This window comes from Altererythrobacter sp. B11 (genome assembly GCF_003569745.1).
Taxonomy (GTDB): Bacteria; Pseudomonadota; Alphaproteobacteria; order Sphingomonadales; family Sphingomonadaceae; genus Croceibacterium_C.
The window spans coordinates 1215001-1237104 of sequence record NZ_AP018498.1 but is presented as its reverse complement, the minus strand read 5'-3'; the positions used below and the strand labels follow the sequence as shown (position 1 = coordinate 1237104).

Annotated in this window: 18 protein-coding genes (1 of these 18 only partly in view); 8 read left to right on the top strand and 10 right to left on the bottom strand. The window is 66.6% G+C overall.

Features of this window, described 5'->3' with window-relative positions; translation table 11 throughout:
- Window positions 1–10 precede the first annotated feature (10 nt).
- From AEB_RS05875 to AEB_RS05850, 6 genes are all read left to right on the top strand, one after another.
- Window positions 11–316 carry an I78 family peptidase inhibitor gene (locus AEB_RS05875; RefSeq protein ID WP_119082345.1) on the top strand — a complete coding sequence of 102 codons (306 nt, stop codon included), beginning with the start codon at window positions 11–13 and terminating at the stop codon, window positions 314–316.
- Window positions 309–674: a Rid family hydrolase gene (locus tag AEB_RS05870; RefSeq protein WP_231958931.1), complete on the top strand. Its 366-nt coding sequence runs from the start codon at window positions 309–311 to the stop codon at window positions 672–674. The genes AEB_RS05875 and AEB_RS05870 overlap by 8 nt, the downstream gene beginning before the upstream one ends.
- 63 nt (window positions 675–737) lie before the next feature.
- A complete protein-coding gene (locus AEB_RS05865) occupies window positions 738–1268 on the top strand; it encodes an HdeD family acid-resistance protein (protein WP_119082344.1) in 531 nt (176 codons plus the stop codon).
- 25 nt (window positions 1269–1293) lie between these two features.
- Entirely contained in the window at window positions 1294–2439 is a 1146-nt protein-coding gene (locus AEB_RS05860) for an acyl-CoA dehydrogenase family protein (protein WP_119082343.1), read from the top strand.
- Window positions 2436–3536 (top strand): enoyl-CoA hydratase/isomerase family protein, encoded by a 1101-nt coding sequence (locus tag AEB_RS05855; protein WP_119082342.1) that lies wholly within the window; start codon window positions 2436–2438, stop codon window positions 3534–3536. Before AEB_RS05860 ends, AEB_RS05855 begins: the two co-directional genes overlap by 4 nt.
- Before the next feature lie 15 nt (window positions 3537–3551).
- Window positions 3552–4268, top strand: a complete 717-nt coding sequence (locus AEB_RS05850; RefSeq protein WP_119082341.1) for a class I SAM-dependent methyltransferase — start codon at window positions 3552–3554, stop codon at window positions 4266–4268.
- A 34-nt stretch (window positions 4269–4302) separates the two neighbouring features.
- Here the strand turns inward: AEB_RS05850 and AEB_RS05845 are convergent, their stop codons facing one another.
- From AEB_RS05845 to AEB_RS05800, 10 genes are all read right to left on the bottom strand, one after another.
- Window positions 4303–5109 carry a fructosamine kinase family protein gene (locus tag AEB_RS05845; protein ID WP_119082340.1) on the bottom strand — a complete coding sequence of 269 codons (807 nt, stop codon included), beginning with the start codon at window positions 5107–5109 and terminating at the stop codon, window positions 4303–4305.
- On the bottom strand, window positions 5106–5576 hold the full coding sequence (locus AEB_RS05840; RefSeq protein ID WP_119082339.1) for a low molecular weight protein-tyrosine-phosphatase: 471 nt from the start codon (window positions 5574–5576) through the stop codon (window positions 5106–5108). The genes AEB_RS05845 and AEB_RS05840 overlap by 4 nt, the downstream gene beginning before the upstream one ends.
- Complete coding sequence (locus AEB_RS05835) at window positions 5573–6220, bottom strand: O-methyltransferase (RefSeq protein WP_119082338.1); 648 nt, start codon at window positions 6218–6220, stop codon at window positions 5573–5575. Before AEB_RS05835 ends, AEB_RS05840 begins: the two co-directional genes overlap by 4 nt.
- A gap of 24 nt (window positions 6221–6244) precedes the next feature.
- The gene (locus AEB_RS05830) at window positions 6245–7555 is read right to left on the bottom strand and encodes an alkaline phosphatase PhoX (protein ID WP_119082337.1); all 1311 of its coding nucleotides are present in this window, start codon (window positions 7553–7555) and stop codon (window positions 6245–6247) included.
- 70 nt (window positions 7556–7625) lie between these two features.
- Window positions 7626–8642, bottom strand: a complete 1017-nt coding sequence (locus AEB_RS05825; protein WP_119082336.1) for a phytase — start codon at window positions 8640–8642, stop codon at window positions 7626–7628.
- Window positions 8642–11446, bottom strand: coding sequence for a TonB-dependent receptor (locus AEB_RS05820; RefSeq protein WP_119082335.1), 2805 nt, complete (start codon window positions 11444–11446; stop codon window positions 8642–8644). The genes AEB_RS05825 and AEB_RS05820 overlap by 1 nt, the downstream gene beginning before the upstream one ends.
- A 143-nt stretch (window positions 11447–11589) precedes the next feature.
- The gene (gene fumC, locus AEB_RS05815) at window positions 11590–12981 is read right to left on the bottom strand and encodes a class II fumarate hydratase (protein WP_119082334.1); all 1392 of its coding nucleotides are present in this window, start codon (window positions 12979–12981) and stop codon (window positions 11590–11592) included.
- Between the two features lie 66 nt (window positions 12982–13047).
- Window positions 13048–14463: an efflux transporter outer membrane subunit gene (locus AEB_RS05810; protein ID WP_119082333.1), complete on the bottom strand. Its 1416-nt coding sequence runs from the start codon at window positions 14461–14463 to the stop codon at window positions 13048–13050.
- Window positions 14463–17654 (bottom strand): efflux RND transporter permease subunit, encoded by a 3192-nt coding sequence (locus AEB_RS05805; protein WP_119082332.1) that lies wholly within the window; start codon window positions 17652–17654, stop codon window positions 14463–14465. Before AEB_RS05805 ends, AEB_RS05810 begins: the two co-directional genes overlap by 1 nt.
- Window positions 17655–17658: 4 nt before the next feature.
- The gene (locus AEB_RS05800) at window positions 17659–19002 is read right to left on the bottom strand and encodes an efflux RND transporter periplasmic adaptor subunit (RefSeq protein ID WP_119082331.1); all 1344 of its coding nucleotides are present in this window, start codon (window positions 19000–19002) and stop codon (window positions 17659–17661) included.
- Window positions 19003–19333: 331 nt separating this feature from the next.
- Between AEB_RS05800 and AEB_RS05795 the strand changes: the two genes are divergently transcribed.
- Together AEB_RS05795 and AEB_RS05790 are read left to right on the top strand one after the other, a co-directional pair.
- A complete protein-coding gene (locus AEB_RS05795; RefSeq protein WP_119082330.1) occupies window positions 19334–20506 on the top strand; it encodes an NAD(P)/FAD-dependent oxidoreductase in 1173 nt (390 codons plus the stop codon).
- 44 nt (window positions 20507–20550) lie between these two features.
- Window positions 20551–22104 carry the 5' portion of a DEAD/DEAH box helicase gene (locus AEB_RS05790; RefSeq protein WP_119082329.1) on the top strand. It continues 204 nt past the right edge of the window, so only the first 1554 of its 1758 coding nucleotides appear in the window; the start codon lies at window positions 20551–20553; the stop codon falls past the right edge of the window.

Here is a 22104-nt window from a genome sequence, read left to right as displayed (position 1 = left end):
GAGAATGCAGATGAAGGCCCTTTTGGCCGCCCCGCCACTGGCGGCGATCGCCCTTTCGGCCTGCGCGACGCCGCAGGGGAGCACCGACGGCACTTCGACCGGTTCAGCAGAAGGCCAGTGCGATGCCGCCCCGGCGCAGAAGCTGGTTGGCACAAAGGCGACCGGCGAAGTGGGCACGCAGCTGCTCCGGCTCACCGGCGCGCGGCAGCTGCGCTGGGCTCCGCCGAACAGCGCCCTCACCATGGATTACCGCGCCGATCGGCTGACCGTGTCCTATGATGACGAGATGGTCATCGACCGGATCAGCTGTGGCTGAGAAGCAGACGCAGCGCCAGCGCATCGCCCCGCTCTCCCCTTTCGAGGAGGCCGCAGGCTTCACCCGCGCGTTGCGCGCGGGAGATCGTATCCTCGTCTCCGGCACGGTAGGCGTGGAGGCGGACGGCAGCGTCGCCGAAGATGCGGGCGCGCAGGCAGACCGGTGCTTCGCCCTGATCGCCTCTCATGTGGAGGAGCTGGGCGGAAGCATGGCCGATGTGGTGCGGGTGCGCATGTTCGTGACCGACATTACCCATGCCGATGCCGTGACCGCCGCCTTCACCCGTGCGCTCGGCCATGTGCGCCCCGTTGCCACACTGGTGGCATCGCAGGACTTTACGATCCGCGCTGGAAGGTAGAGATCGAAGCGGAAGCGATCATCGCGTGAATTGACGTTCGGCAACCCTGATGGGAGACGCAAAATGAAGCGATCGACTTGGTGGACGATAGGCGGCGTACTGATGTTGCTCGGGGGCGTCCTCGCCCTGCTCAACCCGATGGCGGCGAGCATTTCAGCGGTTTTCCTTGCGGCGTGGTTCTTCCTTATCGCCGGCGTGTTCCAGCTGCTGGCCGTGTTCACCGACCGTGGGGCGGGCAACAAGCTGTTCCACGGACTGTGGGGCGCGGTCGCGATCTTCCTCGCCATCACCCTGCTCGCCAATCCGCTGGCGGGCATGTTCACGCTGACCTTCGCAGTGGCGCTGGTGCTGGCGATCTCCGCGATCATTCGCCTGGTGCTGGCCATAAGCTATCGCAACTCACCGGCGTTCTGGGGCCTGCTCGTCTCCGCGCTGGTCTCGGGCGTGCTGGCCTTCCTGATCCTGTGGCAATATCCCGAGTCCGCGATGGTCTTCCTGGGTATCTATCTGGGCGTGGACCTGCTGTTCGCCGGCTTCGCCTTCCTCAGCCTCGGCATGACCGGGCGGCGAGTTGAAAACACGCTGAGCGGCTGAACCGCCCGGCACGGAGAGGAATGCAATGACCGGCCAGTTCCAGCTTACCGAGGACCAGCTTGCCATTCAGGAACTGGCACGGCGCTTCACGGCGGATAACATCACCCCCCGCGCCGCGGAGTGGGACGAGAAGCATATTTTCCCGCGGGAGGTGATCCGCAGCGCGGCCGAGCTTGGCTTTGCCGCCATCTATGTCTCGGAGGAGAATGGCGGCATCGGCCTGGGCCGGCTGGAATCGGCGCTGATCATGGAGGCGATGGCCTATGGCTGCCCTGCCACCAGCGCCTTCATTTCGATCCACAACATGGCGAGCTGGATGGTCGACCGCTTCGGATCGGCGGAGCTGCAGGCGAAATATCTCCCCCGGCTCACCGGAATGGAATGGATGGCCAGCTACTGCCTGACGGAGCCCGGTTCCGGCTCCGACGCGGCGGCGCTCAAGACACGCGCCGTGCGCGATGGGGATGACTGGGTGGTCTCGGGCACCAAGCAATTTATCTCCGGCGCGGGGGAGAACGAGCTCTACCTCACCATGGTGCGGACCGGAGATGAGGGCGCCGGCGGCATCTCCTGCCTCGCCATCGAGAAGGGCATGCCCGGCGTTTCCTTCGGCGCGCCCGAGCGCAAGCTGGGCTGGCATGCCCAGCCAACCGCTTCGCTCATTCTGGATCAGGTGCGGGTGCCGGCAGAAAACATGGTGGGCGCGGAGGGCGAAGGCTTCCGGATCGCCATGGCGGGGCTCGATGGCGGGCGGCTCAACATCGGCGCCTGCTCGCTGGGCGGTGCGCAGCGATGCCTGGACGAGGCCATCGGCTACACGAAGGAGCGCCGGCAATTCGGCCGCGCCATCGCCGATTTTCAGAACACCCAGTTCACCCTGGCCGACATGGCGACCGAGCTGGAGGCGGCGCGGGCGCTGCTCTATCTCGCCGCCGCCAAGGTGAGCGACGATGCGCCCGACAAGACGCGCTTTGCCGCCATGGCCAAACGGCTGGCGACCGACATAGGCAGCGCCGTGGTGGACCGCGCGCTGCAGTTGCATGGCGGTTATGGCTATCTGCAGGATTATCCGGTGGAGCGCTTCTGGCGCGATCTGCGCGTGCATTCGATCCTGGAAGGAACGAACCAGATCATGCGGCTGATCATCGGGCGGGATCTGCTGAAAGAATGACACAGGATGTTCTGATCCATCGCCATGGCCGCATCGGCCATGTCTCGCTCAACCGGCCCCGCGCGCTTCACGCCCTGACGCTGGATATGTGCGAGGCGATTTCCGCCGCCCTGCTGCAATGGCGGCAGGATGGAAGCGTGGAGGCGATCCTGCTGGATCATGCGGAAGGGCGCGGCTTTTGCGCCGGCGGCGATGTGGCGATGGTGCGCCGCTCCGCGCTGGAGGACGGCGGGGCGCAGGGTCGCGCCTTCTTCCATGCCGAATACCGGCTCAACCATCTGCTGTTCACCTCTCCCATCCCGGTCATCGCCTTCATGGACGGGGTGACCATGGGCGGCGGCGTGGGCCTTGCCTTGCCCGCGCGCTATCGCGTGGCAACGGAAAACACGCTTTTCGCCATGCCTGAAGGGGCCATCGGCCTATTCCCCGACGTCGGCGCGGGCTGGTATCTGCCACGCCTGCCGGGCCGGATCGGCAGCTTCCTTGCCCTTACCGGCGCGCGGCTGGACGGGGCCGAATGCCTGTGGGCCGGGCTTGCGACGCATTACCTCCCCGCCGCCGCACTGGCCGAAGCCAAGGCGCGCATCGCCGCCGATCCCGCCACTGCTGCCGCCGTTCTGGAAGAGCTGAGCATCGAACCGCCCAAGGCGCGCCTAGCCGGCAATGCCGAACGGATCGACCGCCTGTTCACTGGCGAGACGCTGGAAGAGATCGAGAGCGCACTGGCCGCCGATCCGTCCGACTGGGCCGCGAAGGAACTGAAGGCGGTGCGGGCGAAATGCCCGACCACGGCGAAGGTCGCGCTGCGGCAATTTGCCGAGAGCGCGACCAAGGCGGACTTTGCCGCCGAGATGGAACTGGAATACCGCCTCGCCGCCCGCATGATGCTGCGGCCCGACTTCGCTGAGGGCGTGCGCGCCGTGCTGGTGGACAAGGATGGCGTGCCCAGCTGGCAACCGGCCGAAGCGGCAGGCGTGACCGGCGAGATGCTGGACGCCATCTTTGCCGAACTGCCCGATAGCGAGCGATGGACGCCCTTTCCGGATTGGAGGCAGGGGAGGCGAATAGCGGTTGAGAAGGCGGCCGACAGAACCTAATGATATAATATATCCATGACCGAGAGCCCTTCTCCCCGAGATCCCGCCCGCTTCTTCGATCGGGACATGGCCGCGGCCTACGATCAGCGGAACAGCGGCCTCAAACCGATTTCCGACTGCCTGCATTTTCTCACCGGCCTCGTGCTGACCGATCTTCCGGACGACGCGCGCTTGCTCTGCGTGGGTGTGGGGACGGCTGCGGAAATCCTGTCGCTTGCGCAGGATCATCCCGGATGGTCCTTCGTGGGCGTCGATCCTTCAGCAGAGATGCTGGAGGTTGCGCGGAAGCGCCTGGAGGAAGCCGGACTTGCCAATCGGTGCGAGCTCGTGGCCGGCTATGTGGAGGATGTCCCGGAGCAGGGCTTCGATGCAGTGACGGCGATGCTCGTGGCCCACTTCATCCCCTTGCCCGATCGCCCGGCCTTCTACAGCGCCATTCACCAGCGCCTGAGGCCGGACGGGCGCTTCGTCAGCGCCGAAATCAGTTGCGAGCTGGACGCGCCCGATTTCGCGGCGATGCTGCAGGATTGGGGCCGCGTGCAGGCGCGGATGGGGGCGACAGAGGCATCGCTGGCCTCGCTGCCAGATATGCTCCGTAACGTGCTGAGCGTCGTGTCGCCGGGAAGAACCGCGGATTTATGGAATGACGCCGGCTTCACCCCTCCGGTCGAGTTCTTCCAGGCATTTATGATTCGCGGATGGCATGCGCAGAAGCGCGCTACGCCAAGCTAGCATGGACTGGGGCGGTTCGGTGCCGCCCGCGTCCTCACACTCCGCAGGCATCCAGGGCGCGCTCCACCGCGCCGCGATAGGATTGGCCGAACAGCCGCAGATGCACCAGCAGCGGCCAGAGGCGATAGACGGGCAACCGCTCGCGCCAGCCGGGTTCCAGATCGAGCGCGGCGAAGAACTCCTCCGGCGGATGGTCGAACAGCGTCAGCATCGCCAGATCAACCTCGCGGTGGCCGCGATAGCAGGCCGGGTCGATCAGCGCAGCCACGCGCCCCCCATTGAACAGCAAATTGCCGCCCCACAAATCGCCATGCAGCAGCGCCGCCGGCGGATGCTCGGGGATCAGTTCGCCCAGCCGCGCCCCCAACTGCTCCAGCCGCCCGCCTAGCCGCGGCCCCAGCCGATCAAGATGGCACAGCAGGCGATTGTCTCGCCAGAAGGCCGTCCAGCTCGGGCTGGCGGCGTTGGGGATCGCCACCGGGCCGAAGGCGTGATCCGTTCCCCAGCCATAGGTTTCGCCGGTCGGTCCATGCAGCAGCTCCAGCACGCGTGCCAGATCGGCCCAGCCGCTCGCGCCCGGGGCGCTGCCGTCCGTCTCCACGTGATCCATCAGCAGCAAGCCGCCGCCGGCATGGATCACTGCCGGCGCCGGCGCGCCGGTCTCGGCGATCGCGCGCAGCATGGCGCCTTCAGCCTCTGCCAGCGCGCCGTCCTTGGCCACGATCCGCCGTCCGTCGGCCAGTTCGACCAACGTCGCCCCGCCCAGGTCGCCACCAGCCAGCCGCCGCCCGCCGATCACCGCGCTGCCGGTGATGCGGGCGATCTCGGCGGTCCAGTTCACTCCCGCTCCAATCGCTCGGCAAAGGCGCGCGCGGCGGCACTGACATCGGCCCAGGTGACTTCGAAACCAGCTTCCTCACCGAAATAGGGATCGGCCACAGCCTCTCCTTCCCGCCCCGGCACAAGATCGAGCAGCAGGCCGATGCGGCAAGCGACACCGGCCGGCGCCCGTGCCCGAATGCCCTCAAGATTCTGCTCATCCAGCGCGAAGATATGCGTGAAGCGGTAGAAATCCTCCTCCGCCAGCTGGCGCGCGCGCAGATCGTCGATCGGCAGGCCCTTAGCCCGGGCCAGCGCACGGGCGCGTGGATCGGGCGGCTCGCCCACATGCCAGTCGCCCGTGCCGGCGGAATCGACCTCGACATCGAGCCCCCGCCGCTCGGCCTCGGCCCGAAACGCCGCCTCCGCCAGCGGGGAACGGCAGATATTGCCGAGGCACACGAACAGCACCGATGCGCGCCGGCTCACAGCTTGGGGTTGCCTGCGGTCCAGCGGATCGACAGCTCGATCCCGCTGCCCAATGGCAGCAGCGTGGTCTGCAGATCGGGCTTCTCGCGCACGGCGCGGCGATAGGCGCGCACCGCCTCTCGCGCGCTTTCTGGCTGGATCATGTTATCGGAGACGATGATGCCTTCCTCCGCCAGCTTCGGATAAACCGCTTCGAAGCAGGGCAGATAGAGGTTCTTCCAAATGTCCAGCAGCACCAAATCCCACTCGCCCGCATCGGCGGCGATGATCTCCAGCGCGTCGCCGCAGCGCAGCTCCACATGCTCGGCAAGGCCCGCCCGCTCCAGCATGATGCGCGCATAGGTCTGCTTGTCGGGGTCCACATCCACCGTCACCAGCCGCGCCCCGCAGGCGCGGGCGGCGTCAGCCAGGAACAGCGTGGAATAACCATAGCTTGTGCCAAGCTCGAGAATGCGGCGGGGCGCGCGGGCAACCGCCAGCGAGTGGAGGAAATCCCCCACCGCCGCGCCCACCGGCAGCAGGAATTCATCCCGCAATTCGCCGAAGGCGCCCGGCGGCAACGTGGCCATCCGTTCCCGCTCGCGCTGATGGCGCTCCTGATATTCGGCGAAGACGGCGGCGACGGCGGGATCGGTAAAGGGCATGTCCCGCCTATAGCAGGCGGGGCGCTATACGGTCCACGGGCCGGTGATCGCCAGCGTGCGCGCCGGACTGTAGAGGTTGACGAACAGCGTCTTGCCGTCGGGCGAGAAGCAGGCGCCGGCCCACTCGGTCTGGTCGTGCAGGAAGGCCAGCGTGTAGGCCGTGCCCTCTGGCGTGATGCCGCGCAGGTGGTTCTCCACCAGATCGGTATATTGATCCTCGCACACGATCAGATGGCCGTTCGGCGCCACGGTGAGATTGTCGCCATAGTTGAACTGTTCGCGGCTGGCGCTTTCGAAGAACAGCTGCAGCCCATCCGCGCCATGTTTGCGCGGCGCGAGGCGGAAGATCTGCCCCAGCTGGGCCGCACCGCCATTGGTGCAGCAGAAATACAGCTCCCCTTCGCCCATGTGGATGCCCTCGCCCCGTGCGAACACGGTCGCCCCGGCGGCAGCGCCCCGCTGGCGCAGATCATCTTCCGGCGCTTCGACATCGCTCAGCGTGACCCACCGCGCACCCTGCCATTCGCCCACCGCAACGGCGGGCGCATCCCAGTTGCGCGCATCGGGCACGCCGGGGATCGACAGCGCCTGCAGCACACCACCCTGTGCCAGCTGGCCCGGATGCGTGGGGATGAAGCGATACAGCAGGCCATCACCGCGATCTTCCGTCATGTAGACGATGCCGGTTGCCGGATCGACGCAGGCCGCCTCGTGGTTGAAGCGGCCCATGGCCTTCAGCGGTACCGGGTCCACCGGGCCGGTGGCGGCGGCGGGCACTTCGAACACCCAGCCATGGACCTTGTTGATCCGGCCGTTAGGCGTGGAGAGATCTTCCTCGCAGGTCAGCCAGCTGCCCCAGGGCGTGGTGCCGCCGGCACAATTGCGAATCGTGCCGTTCAGCGAACGGAACTGCCGCTCCACCGCCAGCGTCGCCGCGTCCAGCACCACGGTGGTGGTGCCGCCCGGCAGCGGGACCAGGCTGCGTGCCACCGTGTCATAGGCCGGGCCATGGGCCCCGCCGCTGTCATGCTTGGCCTGCAATTCATGGTTGCGCACCAGCGCGATGCGGCCCCCGCCCAGATCGAAGCAGCCCATGCCGTCCGCCCGATCCGGCACGGTGGCGCCATCGTCCATCGCATCGCCCAGCTTGGAGATGATGCGATAGGAAAAGCCCGCCGGCAGATCGACGAGACCGGCCGGATCGGGCTGCAAGGGGCCATAGCTGAAGCCGCCCGGTGCGGTGCTCGCGATCCCTTCGCGCATGCAGCTGCTGGCCGCCAGCGCGGCGAAGGCGCTGCCGGTGGCACGCAGGAAACGACGGCGGTCAGTGAACATGGGCGCTTCTCCTCTGCTCCCTTTCCAAGCACGGCCGCGCGCCAAAGCCAAGGCCGCGGCTACGACAGGATCACAGGCCGAGCGCTTCCCTGATCGCTTTCCACGAAACCAGCTTGAAGTTCTGTGCCTGCGGGGCGTTGTGCCCATCCTGCGCCACGAACAGACCTTCGGGATATTCCGGCCCGAAGCTGCCTCCCATCACTTCGATGCCGTCGGTCTCTTCGGTCGCGCCGAATGTGCCGGCGGCGATCCGGAAGCGGCCGATCGGCGCGACGTCCGGCAGCGAGAACACGGCGTAGCTGTTATCGCCCTGGCTGGAGGCGAGCAGATAGCCGCCCCGTGCGCCATCGGGCAGCAGCGCCAGCCCTTCCACATCGGCGACGAGATATTTGTTGTCGGCCGGGGCCACAACCGTTCCCGCCGTCTCGCCGGGGGCGAAGCGCCAGATGCCCGCATCTTCCTCGCCCACATAGAGCGTGCCGTCACGCGGATCGACCACGCAGCCTTCGGCCTGCGTCGGCACCTTCATCTTGCGCACCATGCGCGAGGCCGGCTCGCTGCCGAGCGAGAGCAGGAACTCCTCCACCGTCCCGTCTTTCAGCACGGAGAAGGCGTAGAGCCCGTCCGCCCCCTTCCACAGGCACAGCCCATAGCCTTCGCCGGTGCCGCCGGGCACCCGGCCCAGCCGCGCCAGATGGCCCGTGGCCTTGTCCAGGCGCCAGATCACCAGATGGGCATTGGCCAGGTCGTTGCGGTCGCTGGCGACCACGATCACGCCGTCCGGCCCCATATCGGCCAGATCGACATTGTTCACCCGCCCCGATTCCTCGGCGAAGACCAGCTTGCCGGCAAGGTCATAGACCTGCAGCCCCGCCTTCTTGTCCGTCGCCACGATATAGCTGGCGGCCGGATCGGCGGGATTGCGCCAGATCGCGGGATCGTCCGCCGCGTCGGCATTGGCGGTGCCGACGGGCTTCGTCTCCCCGGACGCGGTGACGGGGACCGCCGGCAGACCGGCGATCGGCGGAGTGGCGGCGCAAGCGGCGAGCGAGGCCGCAAGCGCCGATGCCATGACGATCCTGCGCATCAGAAGGTCACATTCGCGCCGAATTTCACGGTCGGCCCATATTCTTCATACTGCAGCAGGCGGTTGCCGCCTTCGAAGTTCTGATAGGCATAGTATTTGGCGTTGTTCACGTTGATCCACTCCGCGAACAGCTGAACCTGCGGAGTCACGCGGTACTTGGCCGACAGGTCGAGCTGGAAGTGATTGTCGACATAGCGATCCTCTTCCGCCTCGCCGCCCAGTTCGTCGAGATATTTCGACCGATAGGTACCGGCGGCGCGCAGGCTGAGCGGCCCCTTCTCATAACCCAGCACCGCGTTGAGCGTGTGCTTGGAGGCGGAGGGCAGCGGAATGTCGCGCGGATCGCCAATATCGCCATCCTCGAACACGGTGCCGGTGGCATCGGTGTAGGTGTAGTTGAGCTGCGTCAGCAGCCCGTCGAAGGGCGCCGGCAGGAAGGTGTAGGACTGGCTGTAGCTCGCCTCGAAGCCATAGATCTCGGCGCTCTCGCCATTCACGAAGGTCGTGATCTGGCTATATTCCTTGCCACCGAGAACACCGTCCTCCTCGCGCTGCACTTCAGCGACGTAGTTCTTCACGTCCTTGTAGAAGAAGCCCGCCGTGATGCCGCCGGTGCTGGAGAAGTAATATTCGGCCGCGAGGTCGAGGTTCCAGGCCTCATAGGGCTCGAGTTCCGGATTGCCGGTTTCCAGCTCCTCGTCCTCCACCAAGGCGCGCGGGGCGAGATTGGAGAGCTTGGGCCGCACGAGGCTCTTCGAACCGGCGGCGCGGAAGATCAGGTCCGGCGTCGGCGAATAGCGGATCGTCAGGCTCGGCAGCCAGTCGGTGTAGCTGCGGTCGTAGTTGAGCGCGACCACCTCTTCCTCGTCGAGGTCGGTGAGGTAGCCGGTCAGCTTGTTCTCGGTGTGCTCCATGCGCACGCCGCCGATCACGCGCAGCGTATCGGAATCCCAGCGCCCGAGCAGATAGGCGGCATAGATATCCTCGTCGGCGCGATAATCGGAGGCATTGCTGCCTTCGAAAGTGTCGCCATCGTCCAGTTCGAACAGATCTTGGTTGGCGTAGAAGAAGTCCTTCCACACATCCTTCTTGGCGATCACCGGCCCCAGATCCGCCAGGCGATAGGTCTGTTCGCCGAGGATGTCCCCATCGGCCATGGTAAGATCATCGGCCGCTTCGAACACGTCGATATTGGCGTCATACTGCTTGGTGCGCCAGCGGATCTTGCCGCCCGCCTGGATCGTGAAGTCACCGCCATCGCCCGCGAACAGGCGGCTGATGTCGGCCTTGACCGCCCACTCCTCGTCGGTGGCATCGCTCAGCGTCGTGCGTTCCAGCTTGTCGAATTCATATTCCGACGGATCGTTGAACCCAGCCGCGCCCGAGGTGATCGAATAGGTGGTGAAACGCGGATCGCTGTAATCGAAGGTCACACCGAAATCGTCGCCGCTTTCGTAGGACCGGGCATAGCCCGCCGGATCGATAGAGCCGTTCTCACGCTCGCTCGATTTAGACCAGCTGACCGAGTAGTCCGCCTTCCATGGGCCGGCATCGGTGTCGCCACCCAGCACGATGGAGCGGATCTTCTGGCTTTCGAGGCGATCCTTCAGGTCGCGCTCGATCACGATCTCTTCCTCGTCATCGGCATCCAGATCGGCCGCCGAGAAGGTGGCGGAGGTCATGGTGCCGGTGGGATCGGCCGCATCGCCCAGGTCGAAGGTCAGGCGGCGGCGATATTCGTGATCGTCGAACTGGCTGTAGATGCCGCGCGCGAAGAGCGTCGTCGTGTCACCGGCCCGGAAGTCGAAGCCGAGCGACGCGTTGAAGCGCTTCCGCTCCACGTCATAGTCCCGATATTCAAGCTTTTCCGCATAGAGGACGCCGTCGTCGGTGAGGCCCCAATCCTCGGACTCGCTGTTATCCGTCTCGAACTTGCGCTGGTAGAAGGACACGCCCGCCGAAACGCCGACATCGTCGCCCAGCCGCGTGGAAATATCCACGCTGCCCTTCGGCGTCACATCCCCGGAATAGTCATTGTAGCTGCCTTCCAGCTTGGCCTTGTAAAGCGGCTTTACCCGGTCGAGCGCGCTCGTCGTCTTGATCTCGATGGAGGCGCCGATCGTGTCGGCGTCCATGTCCGGCGTCAGCGACTTCTTCACCACCACCGAATCGATGAGTTCGGAGGAAATCACGTCCAGCGCGACCGAGCGGACATCGCTCTCCGGCGCCGGAACGCGCACGCCGTTCAGCGAGGTGGCGTTAAGTTCGGGATCGAGGCCGCGGACGGAGACGAACCGGCCCTCGCCCTGATCGTTCAGCACGTTGATGCCGGGCAGGCGGCGCAGCGATTCCGCCACGTTCTGATCGGGAAACTGGCCCACCGCGTCGCGCGTCAGCACGTCGCTGACGCCGTCACCGGCGCGCTTGCTGGAGAGGGCGCTGGCCTGGTTGGCCGTCTGGCCGACAACCAGAATGGCCGGCGCGCTGCCGACACCGCCCAGCGCGAAATCGGCGCGCACGGCGCCTTTCTCCGGCACGTCGACGGTCAGGATCTGCGGCTCGGCCCCCACATAGCTCGCTTCCAGCGTGTAAGTGCCGGCCGGAAGATCGGGAAAGCGGAAGCTGCCGTCACGCTCGCTGGTCGTGGCGCGGTTCAGTTCCACCACGCGGATGTTGGCGGATTCCAGCGCCACGGTGTCGGTATCGTCCACGACCACGCCGATCACATCGCCCGCCAGAGCGGGGGTGGTAACAAGCGCGCCAGCAAATGCGCTGCTCGCAAGCAGCAAGCGGTTCAGTTTCATCCGGGGTGCCCTCCATCCAAAGATGGAGCGCCCCTATGGTGGGGTGATGAAGCTGCCGCGACAGATTTGCTGCAGACTTATGACAAGAAGCCACCGTTGCAAATCTGCACCAATGGGCGGGCGCACACCGGAAAGATGATCCGTCAGCCCGGCCCGATCATGTCTTCCGGACGGACGATCCGGTCGTAATCCTCCTCGGTCACATGCCCGCTGGCGACGGCGGCTTCGCGCAGCGTGATGCCCTGCTTATGCGCATTCTTCGCGATCGCGGCCGCGCGGTCATAGCCGATCTCCGGCGCCAGCGCCGTCACCAGCATCAGCGAATTGGCGACGCCCCGGGCAATGTTGTCTTTACGCGGCTCCAGCCCCTGCAACAGATTGGCGGTGAAGCTGCGCGCAGCATCGCCCATCAACCGCACCGACTGGAGGAAGTTGTACGCCATGACCGGGCGATAGACATTGAGCTCGAACTGCCCCTGGCTGTCAGCAAAGGTCAGCGCGGCGTGATTGCCGAATATCTGCGCGCAGACCTGCGTCATCGCTTCGCACTGGGTGGGATTCACCTTGCCCGGCATTATCGAGCTGCCGGGTTCGTTCTCCGGCAGGGCGAGCTCGCCGAGGCCGGAGCGCGGGCCGGACCCGAGCAGCCGGATGTCATTGGCGATCTTGTAGAGCGCGGCAGCCAGCGCGTTGATCGCGCCGTGGCAGAACAGCAACGCATCCTGCCCCGCCAGCGCTTCGAACTTGTTGGGTGCGGTAACGAAGGGCAGGCCGGTGGCATCGGCGATGCGGGCCGCCACTTCCTCGGCAAAGCCCTTCGGCGCGTTCAGCCCCGTGCCCACTGCGGTGCCGCCCTGCGCCAGCTGGCACAGGCCGGGCAGCGTCAGCTCGATCCGCTCGATCCCCGCGGCGACCTGCCGAGCATAGCCGGAAAACTCCTGCCCCAGCGTCAGCGGTGTGGCATCCTGCGTATGGGTGCGGCCGATCTTTACGATGCCGTTCCACGCGGCAGCCTTGCTGGCCAGCTCGTCGCGCATGGCCGCCAGCGCCGGCACGAGATGATGCACCACTTCCATGGCGGCCGCGACATGGATGGCCGTGGGAAAGGTGTCGTTGGAGGATTGGCTCATATTGACGTGATCGTTGGGGTGCACGGGCGATTTCGTCCCCAGTTCCCCGCCCAGCGCCAGATTGGCGCGGTTGGCGATCACTTCATTGGCGTTCATGTTGCTTTGGGTGCCCGATCCGGTCTGCCACACGACCAGGGGAAACTCCTCGTCCAGATCGCCGGAGATCACCTCATCCGCCGCCGCGACGATCGCCTCTTCCAGCCGCGGATCGAGCAGGCCGAGATGGCGATTGGCCAGTGCGGCCGCGCGCTTGATCGTGCCCAGGGCGCGGATGATGGGCCGGGGCATACGCTCTTCACCGATGCGGAAGTTCTCCAGCGATCGCTGCGTCTGCGCGCCCCACAGGCGGTCCGCCGGGACAGCGATCTGCCCCATGGTGTCGCTTTCGATCCGCGTCGCACTCATCGCTCGTCCCCTTCTCGGCTGGCTTCACCGACAAGATAGGAGCGCTGCGGCGCCGTTCCAGCCGCCTTATGGCTCTGCCACGGGAAGAGGGGGTTCGGTGGCCGGGCTCGCCAGCTCCGCATCGCCGCCCAGCACGCGGTACAGCTCTATGCGGCTCTGCAGCCCGATCAGCGCCACCGCCACTTCCGAGCGCCGCGCCGTATAGAGGCTGCGCTGCGCGACCAGATTGGCCAGGAAACTGTCCACCCCGCCGCGATAGCGGGCCTCGGTCAGCCGCGCGGTATCCGCCGCTGCATCGGTGTTGCGCCGTGCCGCCGCCAGCCGATCTCCGATCGTCCCCTGGGTCGCCAGCGCATCGGACACTTCGCGAAATGCCGTCTGGATCGCCCGCTCATAGCTGGCGAGTGCGGCATCGCGACGCGCCTGGGTGGCCGCAACATTGGCGCGGCGGCCACCGGCGTCGAAGACCGTGGCGCTGGCACTGGCGGTGGCGGTCACGCCAAAGGCATCGCCGGTAAAGAGATCCCCCAGCGCTCCGCTGGCGGCGCCCAGCAAGCCGGTGAGCGAAATCGAAGGGAACAGCGCCGCGCGCGCCACGCCGATATCCGCATTGGCCGCACGCAGGAGATATTCCGCCTGAATCACGTCCGGGCGCCGCAACAGCACATCTGAACTGGTGCCGGCCGGGAGCGTGGCGATCGTCTCGGCAATTTCTCCCAGCCCCGAAGGTAGCAGGGCGCGGTCAAACGGCGCCCCCACCAGTAGCTGCATCAGGTTTATGTCTTCAGCGAGAGCTGCGGTCTGCTGCGCCAGATCGCCTTCGGCCGTCGCCAGCACCTGCTCCGCCTGCCGCAGATCGGTGCGCGGGGCGATGCCGCCTTCCAGCCGCGCCCGGGTGAGCTCGACGCTGCGGCGCGCATTGCTGGCCGTCTCCTGCGCAATCTCCAGCAGGTCGCGATCCGCCGCATAGGTCGCCCAGGTGGAAGCGATGTCGCCCACCAGGCCGATCCGCACCGTGCGTGCCGCCGCTTCGGTCGCCAGCGCGCGTTCCCGCTGTGCGGCCGTGGCATTGGCCAGCCGGCCGAACAGATCTAGCTCGAAATTGGAGATGCCGCCCTGCAGAGCGTAGGTCTGCCCCTCCTGCACCCCCTGATCGCGATAATCGGTGGAGGCGCCCACCGCGAGCGCGGGGAACTGCGCCGCACGCGTCACGCGCACCTGCGCCCGCGCCTCCGCCAGATTGGCGGCTGCGATGCGCAGGTCGCGATTGTTCTCCAGCGCCTGCCCGATCAGGCGCAGCAGGCGCGGATCGCGGAACACGTCGCGATAGGTCACCGTGGGCAGCGCCTCTTCGCTCTGGCGCAGATAGGCATCGCCGGTCGGCAGGCTTTCCGGCACCGGCGCCTGGGGCCGCGCATAGTCGGGCGCGAGCGAGCAGCCCGCCAGCGCGGTGCCAAGCAGGAGAACGACGAGCCCGCGCATCAGGCGGCCGCCTCCCCGTCCCGCCGGCGGCGGAAGCGCTGGTGCAGCGCCTTCAGCGTATCGCGGGTGCCGCGCCGCACCAGGACGAACAGCAGCGGGATATAGAACACGGCCAGCAGGCTCGCCGTCAGCATGCCGCCGATCACCGAGGTGCCGATGGCGATGCGGCTGTTTGCGCCCGCACCGGTGGAAATTGCCAGCGGCAGCACGCCGAAGATGAAGGCGAAGCTGGTCATCAGGATCGGCCGCAGGCGGATCCTGGCCGCAGTGACCACGGCATCGATGATCCGCGCGCCCTTCTTCTCTTCCTGTTCCGCGAATTCGATCATCAGGATCGCGTTCTTGGAAGCAAGGCCCATCGTCGTCAGCAGGCCGATCTGCAGGAAGACGTCGTTTTCCAGCCCGCGCAGAGTGGCGGCGAACACCGCGCCGACCAGCCCGAGCGGGATCACCAGCAGCACGGCCACGGGGATCGACCAGCTTTCATAAAGCGCCGCAAGGCACAGGAACACCACCAGCAGCGACAGCGCATAGAGAAGCGGCGCCTGCCCCGAAGACTGGCGCTCCTCATAGGACGCCCCCGACCATGCGACAGCCGTGCCCGGGAAGCGGCTGGCGAGCTGGACCATCTCGTCCATCGCCTGGCCCGAACTCACGCCCGGGGCCGCCTGCCCGGAAATCCCGAAGGAGGGCACGCCCTGGAAACGGCCGGTGGTGGATGGCGTGGTCGCCCAGCTGAGGGTGGAGAATGCCGAAAACGGCGCCATTCCGCCATCGCTCGAACGGACGAACCATTGCGAGAGATCCTCCGGCGCGGCGCGGTATTGCGCATCGCCCTGCACGTAAACGCGCTTCACCCGGCCCTTGTCGATGAAGTCGTTCACATAGCGCCCGCCCCATGCGGCGGAGAGAGTGGTGTTCACATCATTGGGCGAAAGCCCGAAGGCGGTCAGCCGCTGGGTGTCGAGATCGACCTTCAGCGTCGCTTCATCGGGCAGTTCGCTCTCGCGCACCTGCGCCAGCCGGGGATCGGCATTGGCCGCCGCGATCAACTCGTCGCGCGCCTTCAGGAAAGCCTCGTGGCTCATCCCGCTGACGTTCTGGAACTGCATGTCGAAGCCGGCGGAACTGCCGAGCCCGCGCACTGCGCCGGGCACCAGCGTGAACACCTGCGCATCGCGCAGGCCCGAAAAGGCCATGGTCGCGCGCTGCGAGATTGCCGCCGCGGTGTTTTCCGCCCCCGGGCGATCGTCCCAGTGCTTCAAATTGACGAAGCCCTGCCCGCTGTTCTGGCCGGAGGTGCCGCCGCCCGCCACAAGAAAGATCGAATCCGTGTTCGCCCCCTCGTTCTCGCGGAGATATTTGTAGATCTTGTCGCGCACTTCCAGCGTGCGTGTCTGCGTCGCGCCGGCGGGGAGGCGATACTGGATCATCACCCGCCCCTGATCCTCGTTCGGGAGGAAGCCCCCGGGCAGGCGCAGGAACAGCAGCACCAGCACTGCCACGACGAGGAGGTAGATGCCGATGAACAGCCATTTGCGGTCCACCACCGCACGCACCGCGCGCAGATAGCGCTCCACCAGCCGCTCGAAATTGCGATTGAAGCCGTCCTGCGCGCGGTAAAGCACCCTCTGGATGCCGGCGAAGCGGCTCCGCGGCGCGCCCTCCACATGCTCCGCCCGCGCCTTCTTCGGCTTCATCAGCGTGGCAGTGATCGCCGGGCTCAGCACCAGCGCTACCATCACCGAAAGCACCATGGCGGAAATGATGGTGACGGAGAACTGACGATAGATCACGCCGGTGGAGCCGCCGAAGAAAGCCATGGGCAGGAACACGGCGGAAAGGACCAGCGCGATGGCAACCAGCGCCACCTGCAGCTCGCCCATGGATTCGATCGTCGCTTCCCGGGCGGTCATCCCGGGATTCTCTTCCATCAGGCGCTCGACATTCTCGACCACCACGATGGCGTCATCCACCAGCAGGCCGATGGCGAGCACCATGCCGAACAGGGTCAGCGTATTGAGCGAGAAGCCCGCGAGATAGAACACGGCCAGCGTGCCGAGGAGGACAACAGGCACGGCGATCGCCGGCACCAGCAACGCGCGCCAGCTCTGCAGGAAGACGAACATGACAATGACGACGAGCACCACCGCTTCCAGCAGCGATTTCTGCACCTCGCTGACGGAAAGGCGGATGAAACTCGTGGCATCGTTGGCATAGGCATATTCCATGCCGTCCGGCAGCGACTGCGCCAGTTCATCCATCTTCGCCTTGACCAGATCGGCGGTGCGCAGCGCGTCCGATCCGGGCGAAAGCTGGATCGCCATGCCCGCGCCGGGATGGCCGTTCATCTGCAGGATCGTGGTGTAGCTCTGCGCGCCGATTTCCACCCGCGCCACATCGCCCACGGTGACGCTGGAGCCGTTGCTCAGCGTCTTGAGCACGATCGCGCGGAACTGTTCGGGCGTTTGCAACCGTGACTGCGCAGTTACGGTGGCGCTGAGCAATTGTCCCTCCGGCGCGGGCAAGCCGCCCACGTCGCCGGCGGCAACTTCCGAATTCTGCGTGCGGATCGCGTCGATCACATCGCCCGGCATCAGCGAATAGGCGGCCAGCCGATTGGGGTTGAGCCAGATGCGCATGGCATGCGGCGCGCCGAACACATTCACATCGCCCACGCCCTCCACGCGCGAGAGCGGATCCTGGATGTTCGATGAGAGATAATCCGACACGTCCTGGAAGGATCGCGTGTCGGTGAGGTCATAGACGGCGACGAGCAGCAGCGTGTCCGCATTCGACTTGGTCACCCGCACGCCCTGCGCCTGCACATCCTGCGGCAAACGGGGTATCGCGGTCTGGATCTTGTTCTGCACCTGCACCTGCGCGATGTCGGGATCGACGCCCTTGGCAAAGGTGACGGTGATGCTGGCCTGCCCGCGCGAGCTCGATTGCGAGCTGAAATAGAGCATGCCGTCCAGCCCGGTGAGCTGCTGCTCCAGCACCTGGGTGACGCTGTTCTCCACCGTCTCGGCCGAGGCGCCGGGATAGTTCGCGTTGATGTTGACGTTGGTCGGCGCGATGTCGGGATATTGCTCGATCGGCAGGGCGCGCAGCGCACCCAGCCCCGCCAACATCACAATGATCGCCAGCACCCAGGCGAAAATCGGCCGGTCGATGAATACCCGCGACATTGTCTCAGCCCGGCTTCGCGCCCTGGGGTGCGCCCACGCGCTGCGGGGTGTCCTGCGGCACGGCGCGCACTTCGGTATCCTGCCGCAGCGTGGAGGGCGCCTGCGTGATTACCTTGTCCCCGGTCTTGAGCCCGCTGGTAATCACCCAGTCGGTGCCCTGGGTCCGCTCCGCAGAGACCTTGCGCCGCTTCGCCTTGTTCTCGGCATCCACGATATAGACGAAGGCCGAACCGTCGAAATCGCGCTGCACTGCCGGCTGCGGCACGAGGATGGCCGATGGCTGCACCGCCTGTTCGAACGTCGCCGTAACGAACATCCCGGGCAGCAGAAGTCCGTCGGGATTGGGGAAGCGCGCGCGCAGCGTCACCGTGCCCGTGCTCTGGTCCACGGTGACTTCGGAAAACTGCACGGTCCCGCGATACGGGTATTCGCCCCCATCCTCCAGCTTCAGCCGCACGCTGGTGCTGCCAGGCTGCAACCGCCCTTTCGCCAGCGCCTGCTGCAGCGCGACCATGTTGGAACTCGATTCCTGCATGTCGACGAATATCGGATCCAGCCGCTGGATGATCGCCAGCGGCTCCGCCTGATTGGCGCTGGCCAGCGCACCGATGGTCTGGAGCGAACGGCCGATCCGCCCGCTGATCGGCGCGGCGACCTTGGTGAAGGCCAGATTGACCCGCGCCGTCTGCAGCGCGGCGGAAGCCTGCGCCACGGCGGCCTGTGCCTCGCGTGCCTGCGCCTGCGCATCGGTATAATCCTGCTGCGCCACCGCCTCGATCTCGGCCAGCGGGCGATAACGCTTGGCGCGTGCCTCTGCCGCTTCGGCCGTGGCCTTGGCGCTGGCAAGATTGGCCTCCGCCTGGTTCACCGCCGCCACGAACAGCCGGTCGTCGATCTGGTAGAGCGGCTGCCCGGCACGCACCAGCCCGCCTTCTTCGAACAGGCGGCGGCGGATGATGCCGGTAACCTGCGGCCGCACCTCGCTGGTTTCATAGGCCACCGTCCGGCCGGACAGCGAAACGGGGATCGGCACTGCCGACGCCTTTGCGACCACATAGCCGACCTCCGGCGCGGGGCGCGCAGGCGGCTGGTCGCCGCCGGAGCAGGCCGAGAGGGCCAGCACAAGCGGCCCGGCCGCAAATGCGGAGGACGTGCGCAGGTTGATCGCGCGTAAAGCCGCACCCAGGCGAACGAGGGGATCGAGCGAGGGAAAGCGTATCAGGCAGTGCGACAGCTTGCGGAAAATGCTGGACCTCCTGTCAAACGATCGGACAAAGGCCAGCGCGAAGCGAGCGTTCAGCCCGGCCGAGGCGCGCAGCGGTTCGCGCCATTGCCAGTCCCGGCGCATGCTGCGTTTGCGAAAGCTCGTCAATGGGGCGTTCGTATCCATTTGTCGCATAAGCTGCAGCGCGGTGGCGCACACGGCGGCAATCTCTCCCGAGACAGCGGCGGGCTTTCCTACCTTCCGGTGGTGCTGCTGAATGGTGCGATGTCGATCCGCCCCCTCCGCGCCCCCACGCCCCCACGCCCCTTTTGCAAGTCCATGGTTTGGCAAAGGAATTTTTTGGCATGAACCCTGTTCCAGCGTGTTCCAAGGGCATGGCGGAACGCAACGTCCGGCAACCGGCGCCCCGCTATTAAGGGGCGCACAGACACCGCAAATCGACTAAGCGCCCGGCATGAGCGAATACGACGCGATCATACTGGGTGCCGGGGCCGCCGGGCTGTTCTGCGCCGCCGAAGCGGGCAAGCGCGGTCGGCGCGTGCTGGTGCTCGACCACGCCGAGGGGCCGGGCAAGAAGATCCTGATTTCCGGCGGCGGGCGCTGCAATTTCACCAATCTGGAGGCGACGCCGGAGCGGTATCTCTCGGCCAATCCGCATTTCGCCCTCTCGGCGCTGAGCCGCTACACGGCCGCGGATTTCCTCGCGCTGGTGGAAGCGCACGGCATCGCCTGGCATGAAAAGACGCTGGGCCAGCTGTTTTGTGACGGCTCCGCGCGCGAAGTGCTCGAGATGCTGCTGCGAGAGACGGAGCAGAGCGGCGGGCGAGTGGAATGCGGCCATGGCATCACCGCCGTGAGCCATGCCGATGGCCGCTTCACCGTCACCACCCAGCGCGGCGCCTTTGCCGCCCCTGCACTGGTGATCGCCACCGGCGGCCCTTCCATTCCCAAGATGGGCGCCACCGCTTTCGCCTATGACCTTGCCCGGCAGTTCGGCCTGAAGGTGGTGGAGCCGCGCCCGGCCCTGGTGCCGCTGACGCTGGGCGGAGGCGAAGCGCTGTTCCGCGATCTTTCGGGCGTCGCCACGGAGGTCATCGCCACCGCCGGCAAGGCCGCATTTCGGGAGGCGGCACTGTTCACCCATCGTGGCCTGTCGGGCCCGGCTATCCTGCAGATCTCGTCTTACTGGCGGCACGGAGAGCCCATCGGCATCGACTTCCTGCCCGACAGCGCGGCCGGATGGCTGGTGGAGGCGAAACGCACGCAGCCGCAAGCGACCGTCAGGGCGGTCCTGCGCAGCGCATTGCCCGATAGGCTGGCCATAGTGCTTTCCGAACGGCTTGGGATCGATGGCACGCTGGCGAACACCACGGATGCGCGACTGCGCGAAGCGGAGGCGCGGCTGGCGCAGTGGCGCTTCCATCCGAACGGAACCGAAGGCTTCGCCAAGGCGGAGGTAACGGCCGGCGGGATCAGCACCGCCGAACTTTCTTCGAAAACAATGGAAGCCAAACGCGTTCCGGGGCTGTATGCGATCGGCGAAGCCGTCGATGTGACCGGCTGGCTGGGCGGCTATAACTTCCAGTGGGCCTGGTCCAGCGGATGGGCTGCCGCACAATCGCTTTGAAAATCCCCCGGCCGCCGAAGCGGCCCGGACTGTTTGTGAGTATCATGACCTTTACCGATCTTCCGCCCGTGCTTGCCGAGGCGCTTACCGAGCGGGGCTATGCCGCCCCCACCGCCGTGCAGGCGGCCGTACTTTCGCCCGAAGCCGCGGGCCGTGACCTTGTCGTCTCCGCGCAGACCGGATCGGGCAAGACCGTGGCCTTCGGCCTCGCCTTCGCCTCCGATCTGCTGGATGCGGAGGGCAAGCTGCCGTTCGCGCTGACCCCGCTGGCGCTGGTGATCGCCCCCACGCGTGAACTGGCGCTGCAGGTGAGCCGCGAGCTCGCCTGGCTCTATGCCAGGGCCGGCGCGCGCATCGCCACCTGCGTGGGCGGGATGGATGCCTCGCGCGAGCGGCGGAACCTGCAGGGCGGCGCGCATATCGTGGTCGGCACGCCCGGCCGCCTGCGCGACCATCTGGAACGCGGCGCGCTCGATCTCTCCGCGTTGAAGGCGGTTGTGCTCGACGAGGCGGACGAGATGCTCGACATGGGCTTCCGCGAGGATCTCGAGGAAATCCTCGATGCCACGCCTGCCAAACGGCGCACGCTGCTGTTTTCCGCCACCATGCCGAAGCCGATCGTGGCGCTGGCCCGGCGTTATCAGCGCGATGCGCTGCGCCTCTCCACCGTGGGGGATGATCGCGGGCATGGCGATATCGCCTATCAGGCTGTCACTGTAGCCCCGGCAGAGATCGAGGCCGCCGTGGTCAATCTGCTGCGCTTCCACGAGGCGGAAACGGCTATCCTGTTCTGCGCCACGCGCGACAATGTCCGCCGCCTGCACGCCATGCTGCAGGAGCGGGGCTTCGCCGTGGTGGCGCTGTCGGGCGAACATTCGCAATCCGAACGCAACCACGCGCTTCAGGCGCTGCGCGACCGGCGCGCGCGCGTCTGCGTCGCCACGGATGTGGCCGCGCGCGGCATCGACCTGCCCACGCTCAGCCTCGTCATTCACGTCGAAATTCCGCGCGATGCGGAAACGCTGCAGCACCGCTCCGGCCGCACGGGCCGCGCGGGCAAGAAGGGCACGGCCGTGCTGATCGTGCCCTATCCGCGCCGCCGGCGGGTGGAAGCCATGCTGCGTGGCGCGCGGATCGAGGCCGAATGGATCGGCGCCCCCTCGCCCGCCGAAATCCGCACGCAGGATCGCGAACGCCTGCTCGCGGCCCTGCTTCAGCCCGTCGAATTCGACGAGGAAGACCGTGCGCTGGCCAGCCGCTTGCTGGAAGAGCGCTCGCCCGAGGATATCGCCGCCGCGCTGGTCCGGTCGCATCGCGCGGCCATGCCCCAGCCCGAAGAGCTGATCGAGAACACGCCAGAAGCGCGCCGGGCCGCCCAGCAGGAGCGGCATCGCCCCGGTTTCGAGGATGTCGTGTGGTTCCGCATGGATATCGGCCGGCGGCAGAATGCCGATCCGCGCTGGATCCTGCCGCTGCTGTGCCGGCGCGGCCACATCACACGGGGCGAAGTGGGCGCGATCCGTATCGCCGCGAGCGAGACGCACTTCCAGGTGCCGCGGGCCATCGCCGGCAAGTTCAGCGCCGCGCTGGCACGCACG

Excerpts from the sequence above, each read along its gene's own strand:
- AEB_RS05805 (WP_119082332.1), bottom strand. The coding sequence starts at position 17,654 with ATGTCGCGGGTATTCATCGACCGGCCGATTTTCGCCTGGGTGCTGGCG.
- AEB_RS05850 (WP_119082341.1), top strand. The coding sequence starts at position 3,552 with ATGACCGAGAGCCCTTCTCCCCGAGATCCCGCCCGCTTCTTCGATCGG.
- AEB_RS05810 (WP_119082333.1), bottom strand. The coding sequence starts at position 14,463 with ATGCGCGGGCTCGTCGTTCTCCTGCTTGGCACCGCGCTGGCGGGCTGC.
- AEB_RS05820 (WP_119082335.1), bottom strand. The coding sequence starts at position 11,446 with ATGAAACTGAACCGCTTGCTGCTTGCGAGCAGCGCATTTGCTGGCGCG.
- AEB_RS05860 (WP_119082343.1), top strand. The coding sequence starts at position 1,294 with ATGACCGGCCAGTTCCAGCTTACCGAGGACCAGCTTGCCATTCAGGAA.
- AEB_RS05855 (WP_119082342.1), top strand. The coding sequence starts at position 2,436 with ATGACACAGGATGTTCTGATCCATCGCCATGGCCGCATCGGCCATGTC.
- AEB_RS05825 (WP_119082336.1), bottom strand. The coding sequence starts at position 8,642 with ATGCGCAGGATCGTCATGGCATCGGCGCTTGCGGCCTCGCTCGCCGCT.
- AEB_RS05875 (WP_119082345.1), top strand. The coding sequence starts at position 11 with ATGAAGGCCCTTTTGGCCGCCCCGCCACTGGCGGCGATCGCCCTTTCG.
- AEB_RS05830 (WP_119082337.1), bottom strand. The coding sequence starts at position 7,555 with ATGTTCACTGACCGCCGTCGTTTCCTGCGTGCCACCGGCAGCGCCTTC.
- AEB_RS05835 (WP_119082338.1), bottom strand. The coding sequence starts at position 6,220 with ATGCCCTTTACCGATCCCGCCGTCGCCGCCGTCTTCGCCGAATATCAG.
- AEB_RS05800 (WP_119082331.1), bottom strand. The coding sequence starts at position 19,002 with ATGCGCCGGGACTGGCAATGGCGCGAACCGCTGCGCGCCTCGGCCGGG.
- AEB_RS05865 (WP_119082344.1), top strand. The coding sequence starts at position 738 with ATGAAGCGATCGACTTGGTGGACGATAGGCGGCGTACTGATGTTGCTC.
- fumC (WP_119082334.1), bottom strand. The coding sequence starts at position 12,981 with ATGAGTGCGACGCGGATCGAAAGCGACACCATGGGGCAGATCGCTGTC.
- AEB_RS05795 (WP_119082330.1), top strand. The coding sequence starts at position 19,334 with ATGAGCGAATACGACGCGATCATACTGGGTGCCGGGGCCGCCGGGCTG.